This window comes from Novosphingobium sp. 11B (assembly GCF_054589055.1).
This window is the reverse complement of record NZ_BAAILP010000186.1, coordinates 1-7,019: the sequence shown is the minus strand read 5'-3', so window position 1 is coordinate 7,019 and position 7,019 is coordinate 1. Positions and strand designations below refer to the sequence as shown.

Here is a 7,019-nt window from a genome sequence, read left to right as displayed (position 1 = left end):
GACAAGCTCAGCCTGAGCGGCTTTGATAGATTGGGCTATGAATCCCGCTCAGGCTGAGCTTGTCGAAGCCCCGGCAGCATTACACTACCCCTGGAACTTGTTGTCCCGCGGGAACCCGTTCGGCGGCAAGCGCCCGGCCGCACCGCGCGCAACCTTCCACAGCGCCATGTCCTTCTCGGTTCGCGTGCGGCCGCTCTCGCCGCCCATCGTCCACGAGAGGCCGTCCTCCAGCCTGAGCGTCGTCACATCGGCCATGCCGCCATCGCGGTAGCGCTGGAGCGTGACGCCCTGCCCCTTGGCCATGACCGGCAGTTCCTCGAGGCTGAAGATCACCAGCTTGCGGTTGTCGCCGACCACCGCGACGTGATCGTGCTCGGCCGGGATCTCGCGCACCGTCGTCAGCGTGACGCCGGGCTTGGTGGACATGACCGCGCGGCCCTTGCGGGTTTCGGCGAGCAGTTCGTCCATCTCCGCCGCGAAGCCGCGCCCGATGTTGGAAGCCAGCAGCAGTTGCGCCTTGGGCTTGTAGACGATCGCCTCGATGATGTGCGCCTCGGCATCGATATCGACCATCGTGCGGATCGGCTCGCCGAAACCGCGCGCTCCGGGCAGCTTGTCAGCGCCAAGCGTGTAGAACCGCCCGTTGTCCAGCGCGATCAGGATTTTGTCGGTGGTCTGCGCATGGAACGCGAAGGCCGGGCCATCACCCTCCTTGAACTTGAAGTCGCCATCCAGAGCCACATGCCCCCTGGCCGCCCTGATCCAGCCACGCGCGGAGAGGATCACCGTCACCGGCTCCTTCTCGATCATCGCGTCCATGCTGAATTCGACCGTCTTCGTGGCCTGCGCGATCGTGGTGCGGCGACGGCCAAGCGCGGTGTCCTCGGCATAATCCTTGCGCAAGTTGGTGAGGTCGCGCTTGATGCGGGTGCGCTGGCGGGCCGGGCTTTCGAGCAGCTTGTTGAGGTCGTCCTGCTCCTTCAGCAGTTCCTCGTGCTCCTTGCGCAGTTCCATCTCTTCCAGCTTGCGCAAGCTGCGCAGGCGCATGTTGAGGATGGCTTCGGCCTGGCGGTCGGTCAGTTCGAACTCTGCGATCATCACCGGCTTGGGCTCGTCCTCGGTGCGGATGATCTCGATGATCCGGTCGAGGTTGAGGTAGGCGATGATGTAGCCCGCCACCAGTTCGAGGCGCGAGGCGATCTTCTCCAGCCGGTGCCGGGTGCGGCGCAGCAGGATGTCGATCTGGCTATAGACCCACTCCGACAGCAGCAGCTTGAGCCCCAGAACGCCCGGTGTGCGGTGAGAATCCAGCACGTTGAGGTTGAGACTGAACCGGCTTTCGAGGTCGGTCAGCTTGTAGAGGCTTTCCTTCAACAATTCCGGATCGACGTTGCGGCTCTTCGGCACCAGGACGAGACGGATTTCCTCGTCACTCTCGTCGCGGATGTCCTCCAGGATAGGCAGCTTGCGGTCGCCGATCAGTGCGGCGATCTGCTCGATCAGCTTGCCCTTCGGCAGCATGTAGGGAATTTCGGTGACCACCAGTTGCCACTGGCCCGAGCCCAGTTTTTCGATGCCGGTCTCTTCCCACGCTCCGTCCGCATCGCGTCCGGTCGAGAAACGCGCCCGCACGCGAAAACCGCCCTTGCCGGTCTCGTAAGCATGGCTGATCGCCTCGGGGCTGTCGACAACGAGGCCGCCGGTCGCAAAGTCGGGGCCTTTGAAGACCTCCATCAACTGCGCATGCTCGGCATGGGGATTGTCGATCAGCAGCAGCGTGGCGTCGATGATCTCGGCGACGTTGTGGCTGGGGATCGACGTCGCCATGCCCACCGCGATGCCGGTCGCGCCATTCGCCAACAGGTTCGGGAAGATGCCGGGGAAGATGTCCGGCTCACTCTCTTCGCCATTGTAGGTCGGGATGAAATCGACGGTGCCCTCGTCCAGCCCGGCCATGAGCTGGATCGCCGTCTTGGTCAGGCGCGCTTCGGTGTAGCGGTAGGCCGCCGCATTATCGCCGTCGATGTTGCCGAAGTTGCCCTGGCCCTGCACCAGCGGATAGCGCAGGGAGAAATCCTGCGCGAGACGCACCATCGCGTCGTAGACCGAGGCGTCGCCATGCGGGTGGTACTTACCGATGACGTCGCCGACGACGCGAGCGGACTTCTTGTAGGCGCTGGCAGGGTCCAGCTTGAGCTGGCGCATCGCCCAGAGCAGACGGCGGTGGACCGGCTTCAAGCCATCCCGAAGGTCCGGCAGCGAGCGCGCGGTGATCGTGGACAGCGCGTAGACGAGATAGCGCTCGGACAGCGCCGCATCGAAGGGCGCATCGACGATGGCGTCGAAGGGATCGGATTCGTCGTCTGTCGTGGTCACCATGGTGGCGGGACACTAGCAGCGCCCTGCCCGGGGCCAAAGCCGATTTCGGCCGTTTTCCAGAACTTGCGACTGAGATAGCTTCGAACGCGAATCGCGGGAGTTTCAAGAGGATGAAGATGCGCCGTTCGCTGCTGCTGCCGATCCTTCTCGCCACCGCGATTTCCGGCTGCGGCAGCGAGCCTGCTTCCGAACAGCGGGCGACCACCGTGGACATCCGCGAGGAGCCGCCGAAGGCCGGACAGAGCGCGGAGGGCAAGAAGTCCGAAGCGATCTCCGTCAGTGCACCCAACGCCCCTCGCATCGCCTATATCTACGAATACGGATATCGACTGCCGGCCGACCGCATCGCCGAAGTCCAGCGCAAGCAGGCCGACATGTGCGAGCGAATGGGACCGATGCAGTGCCAGATTCTCGACATGAAACAGGGCAGCGCGGAGGGGAACTACGCTTCAGGCTCGCTGTCGCTGGCAGTCGCCGCACCGCGTGCACGCGCCTTCGGAGCTGAACTCGGCCGGGTCGCGGGGAGCGCCGGTGGCTCGCAGGTGTCCGGCGGCATCTCGGGCGAGGACTTGTCGAAGCAGATGGTCGATACCGAAGCGCGTCTTCGCGCCCGCACGGTGCTGCGCGACCGGCTGATGGAAGTGCTCGCCACGCGCAAGGGCACCGTCGCCGAACTGGTCGAGGCGGAGCGCGGCGTCGCGCAAGTGAACGAGGAAATCGACCAGGCGCGCAGTTGGCTGGCGGAAATGCAGAACCGCGTGAACTTCAGCCGCGTGAACCTGACTTACGAAGCGGGATCGCCCGCTAGTGGCGGCTTCCTCGCGCCGATCCGGGGAGCGCTGGGCAGCGTCGGCTCGGTACTAGGCACGATCGTCGCCATGCTGATCATGCTGGGCGCAGTTACGATTCCGCTGGGCCTCGTCGGCCTCGCCATTCGCTGGGCGGTGCTGCGCTGGCGGGGGCGCTCTTCGGCCGATTGATGAGGGTCAGCCGATCTGCATGTCCCTGACGACGCCGGGGATGCGCACCGCGATCCCGTCCAGCGCATCCGTCAGCTGGATCTGGCAGGAGAGCCGGCTGGTGCGCGTCACCCCGGCGGCGAGGTCGAGCATGTCCTCCTCGTCGTCCGAAGCCGGGATCAGCTTGTCGAACCAGTCGGGCGAAATGATGACGTGGCAGGTCGAGCAGGCCATCTGGCCCTCGCACGTTCCTTCGAGCGGCATCCCGGCGTTCTGAGCCACTTCCAGCAGGCGCGATCCCGGCTCGGCCTGCGCCGAGACCCGCGATCCGTCGATATTCACAAACAGGACATCAACCAAGTTATACTCCCTGCGCCGCCGCAGCGGCTTCTATTCTGGCGCAGGCATCCTCAATTTCCCTTAGTTCACTATATCGCCCGAATCCCAGACGGATAGAGCTTTTGGCATCCCTATCCGAAAGACCCAGTGCCTGCAGCACGTGGCTCGGTCTACCCGATCCGCTGGCGCAGGCCGATCCTGCCGAAAAGGCGAGGTCGCGCAGGTCCGACATCAGCCGCGCGACGTCTAGTCCGTCGAGGCGCACGTTGAGATTGCCGTGCCAGCGGTGCGTCGCCGATCCGTTAAGTGTCCAGCGTGAAAGGATTTCCCTCGCCCGCTCCCACAGACCGGCAGCGTGAACGGCGTCCTCCTCCATGCGTTCTTTCGCCAGCTTCGCGGCGGCGCCGAAGCCTGCGCAGAGCATCGGGCTCAGCGTTCCCGAGCGCAATCCCTGCTCCTGCGCGCCGCCCCGGATCAGCGGCGCGAGGCCCAGTCCATCACGCAGCCACAGCGCCCCGATGCCCTTCGGACCGTGGAATTTATGGGCACTCAACGCTACCATAGCGGCACCCAGCGGCACCCTGACCTTGCCAACGCCCTGCACCGCGTCGCACAGGAACAGCGCACCGGCAGCCTGCGCCCGCTCGGCGAGACGGTCGACCGGCTGGACGGTTCCGATCTCGTTGTTGACCTGCATCACCGCGACGAGATCGGCATTTCCGATTCCCGCCTCGCCATCGACGAGGCCCTCGCCATCGACCGGCAACACGGTCAGGTCGGCATCGACGCTGCGCGCGGTATCGAGCACCGCCGCATGCTCGATCGCCGAGACCGCGAGGCGGCTTGCACCGCTGCCGAGAATCGCAAGGTTGATCGCCTCGGTCGCCCCCGAGGTGAAGATCACCCGGCCGCCCGGCGGCATCAGCGCGGCGACTTGCGCGCGGGCCACCTCGACGGCGGCGGCAGCGGCCCGGCCCGGGCGATGGGGGCTATGCGGGTTGGCAAAGCCTCCCGCGCCGTGCTCCCACTCCGGTCCGGCCAGCCAGGGCAGCATCGCCTCGCGCGCTTCGGGGGCGAGCGGCGTGGTCGCCTGATAATCGAGGTAGATCATGCATTCACCTCGGCCCAGGCCTGTGCGAAGGCATCCAGTTCGTCGGGCGTCGTGCTCCAGCCCAGCGAGATGCGGACCGTGCGCTTTGCCGTATCGGGATCGATACCGAAGCCCTGCAGCACCCGACTCTGCTTGAGCGTGCCCGACGAACAGGCGCTTCCGGCCGAGATCGCGAAACCCTTGGCATCCATCCTGATCAGCATGGCCGTCGCAGAAATCTTAGGCGCGGCAACGGCGAAGATGTGCGAGCATTGCACGCCGGGCTGGATTACTTCCCCATGTTCGGACAGTCGGTTCCTGAAATCAAAGCGCTGCTCTGCGCTGGTGGCCCAGCTTTCGACGCCGCCCGCCTCCAGCGCCGCCGCGAAACCCAGCGCGCCCGGCAGGTTCTCAGTCCCCGCGCGGTAGCCGCGCTCCTGACCGCCGCTGGGCTCGATCATAGCGAAGTCGCGCACCAGCAGCGCGCCAATGCCGATCGGGCCGCCCAGCTTGTGCGCCGAAAGCACCACCATGTCGGCATCCGGCAAAGCGGACTTCCCCGCCGACTGCGAACAATCGGCAAGGAACAGGCCGCCACTCTCACGCACCTGCTGCACCAATGGATTGTCCGCATAGGGCAGCAGCGCCGTCCCCGTCTCGGAATTGACCGATTGAACCGCGACCGCCGCCCGTCCAGCCCCGGTAAGCGCAGCGGCAAGCGCCTCGCGATCCACTTCGCCCTCGCGGACGGGAATGACCTGCGCATCCGGCGCCGCGCGGAATACCGCATCATGCTCCACCGCCGAGACCAGACGCCGCTCCGCCTTGGCCCGGCCGAGACCCAGCGCCAGCGCCTCGCTGGCACCCGAAGTGAATATCACCTCGCCCTGCCAGCCCAGCGCCGCCTTCACGCGCGCGCGCGCATCTTCCAGCGCCGCGCGGGCGCCGCGACCGGCCGCGTGGGGGCTCGACGGATTGGCCCAGATCGCCGCTCCCTCCAGCCAGGCGTCGCGTGCACAGGGCATCATCGGCGTCGTCGCCGCGTGGTCGAGATAGATGTTCGGGAGGGCCATTGCCTGAGACATTGCTTGCGAAGTTGTTTTTGGGACGAATATTTCTATATAGCCAACCTTCCTCTTTTCCACTCCCGCGACGGATCGCTGCACAGCGACTCGCGGGAGTTTCAACAAGTCAGGCCGCAAACACCTATGCCCGCAGTCATCTTCCCCGGTCCCGAAGGTCGTCTCGAAGGTCGTTTCCAGCCCGCAACGCGCCCGCGCGCGCCGGTGGCGATGATCCTCCACCCGCACCCGCAGGCGGGCGGCACGATGAACGACCGCATCACCCAGCACATGTACAAGACCTTCGTGGCGCGCGGTTTCGCGACGCTGCGCTTCAACTTCCGCGGCGTCGGCCGCAGCCAGGGCAGCTTCGACAACGGCATCGGCGAACTGTCCGATGCGGCGGCGGCGCTCGACTGGGTGCAGTCGATCCATCCCGAGGCTTCGACCACCTGGATCGCGGGCTATTCGTTCGGCGCGCTGATCGGCATGCAGTTGCTGATGCGCCGTCCGGAGATTCGCGGCTTCATCTCGGTGGCGCCGCCGGCCAACATGTACGACTTCTCGTTCCTCGCGCCCTGCCCGGCTTCGGGCATCATCATCCAGGGCACCGGCGATACGGTCGTCACGCCGAACGCGGTGCAGAAGCTGGTCGACAAGCTGCGCACGCAGAAGCACATCACCATCCATCACGACGAAATCCCGCGCGCGAACCACTTCTTCGAGCACGAGACGCCCGAACTGATGCGCTCGGTCGACAACTACCTCGACATGCGCCTCGCGCCGGATTGCCCGATCAAGTAATCCGTCAGGTCAGGAAAATTCATCGCAGGCGTCGGAGCATCACTCCGGCGCCTGTTCCTTTTTCGCCTCGCTCGACAGCGACCGGCCATCGCGGCCCGGTAGCGTCCAGATTGCGATGTTGACGATCATCACCCCTGCCAGCACCAGCATCAGCACCGCCTGCTTGCGGTAGCCGCCGCGCCGCAGCAGCGCGATCGCTCCCAGCACGAGCGCGATGACGGTGAGCACGAGAAGCGAGAGAGCGATGTCCATGGTGCTGTCCTAGAGCAAGATGGCGCGAAGGCGAACCGTCAGGTGCAAATCGCTCCGCGTCCAACCCGCCCTCTAAACCTCGCTCAGCCTGAGCCTGTCGAAGGCCCCGAGGCAAAGCGCCCAACCTCGGGGCCT

The 7,019-nt window shown here is 65.6% G+C and carries 7 protein-coding genes; 2 read left to right on the top strand and 5 right to left on the bottom strand.

All coding sequences use genetic code 11. From position 1 onward, the window contains the following. Window positions 1–84 precede the first annotated feature (84 nt). A complete protein-coding gene (parC, locus tag ACYPYD_RS17025) occupies window positions 85–2,379 on the bottom strand; it encodes a DNA topoisomerase IV subunit A (RefSeq protein ID WP_459664375.1) in 2,295 nt (764 codons plus the stop codon). Between the two features lie 110 nt (window positions 2,380–2,489). Here parC and ACYPYD_RS17020 point away from each other — a divergent pair, with 110 nt between their 5' ends. Beyond that, a complete protein-coding gene (locus ACYPYD_RS17020; protein WP_459664374.1) occupies window positions 2,490–3,359 on the top strand; it encodes a DUF4349 domain-containing protein in 870 nt (289 codons plus the stop codon). Between the two features lie 6 nt (window positions 3,360–3,365). On the opposite strand, the gene ACYPYD_RS17015 is transcribed toward ACYPYD_RS17020, so the two are convergent. From ACYPYD_RS17015 to ACYPYD_RS17005, 3 genes are read right to left on the bottom strand one after another with little or no spacing between them, the layout of a single operon-like run. Then, window positions 3,366–3,698, bottom strand: coding sequence for a 2Fe-2S iron-sulfur cluster-binding protein (locus ACYPYD_RS17015; protein WP_459664372.1), 333 nt, complete (start codon window positions 3,696–3,698; stop codon window positions 3,366–3,368). A gap of 1 nt (window position 3,699) precedes the next feature. Beyond that, a complete protein-coding gene (locus ACYPYD_RS17010) occupies window positions 3,700–4,788 on the bottom strand; it encodes a cysteine desulfurase family protein (RefSeq protein WP_459664370.1) in 1,089 nt (362 codons plus the stop codon). Then, window positions 4,785–5,840: a cysteine desulfurase family protein gene (locus ACYPYD_RS17005; RefSeq protein ID WP_459664369.1), complete on the bottom strand. Its 1,056-nt coding sequence runs from the start codon at window positions 5,838–5,840 to the stop codon at window positions 4,785–4,787. Before ACYPYD_RS17005 ends, ACYPYD_RS17010 begins: the two co-directional genes overlap by 4 nt. 135 nt (window positions 5,841–5,975) lie before the next feature. Between ACYPYD_RS17005 and ACYPYD_RS17000 the strand changes: the two genes are divergently transcribed. Next, a complete protein-coding gene (locus tag ACYPYD_RS17000) occupies window positions 5,976–6,632 on the top strand; it encodes an alpha/beta hydrolase (RefSeq protein WP_008829460.1) in 657 nt (218 codons plus the stop codon). A gap of 39 nt (window positions 6,633–6,671) precedes the next feature. Here ACYPYD_RS17000 and ACYPYD_RS16995 read toward each other — a convergent pair whose 3' ends face one another. Then, window positions 6,672–6,884, bottom strand: a complete 213-nt coding sequence (locus tag ACYPYD_RS16995) for a hypothetical protein (protein ID WP_008829461.1) — start codon at window positions 6,882–6,884, stop codon at window positions 6,672–6,674. Between the last annotated feature and the right edge of the window lie 135 nt (window positions 6,885–7,019).

Excerpts from the sequence above, each read along its gene's own strand:
- parC (WP_459664375.1), bottom strand. The coding sequence starts at position 2,379 with ATGGTGACCACGACAGACGACGAATCCGATCCCTTCGACGCCATCGTC.
- ACYPYD_RS16995 (WP_008829461.1), bottom strand. The coding sequence starts at position 6,884 with ATGGACATCGCTCTCTCGCTTCTCGTGCTCACCGTCATCGCGCTCGTG.
- ACYPYD_RS17005 (WP_459664369.1), bottom strand. The coding sequence starts at position 5,840 with ATGGCCCTCCCGAACATCTATCTCGACCACGCGGCGACGACGCCGATG.
- ACYPYD_RS17020 (WP_459664374.1), top strand. The coding sequence starts at position 2,490 with ATGAAGATGCGCCGTTCGCTGCTGCTGCCGATCCTTCTCGCCACCGCG.
- ACYPYD_RS17000 (WP_008829460.1), top strand. The coding sequence starts at position 5,976 with ATGCCCGCAGTCATCTTCCCCGGTCCCGAAGGTCGTCTCGAAGGTCGT.
- ACYPYD_RS17010 (WP_459664370.1), bottom strand. The coding sequence starts at position 4,788 with ATGATCTACCTCGATTATCAGGCGACCACGCCGCTCGCCCCCGAAGCG.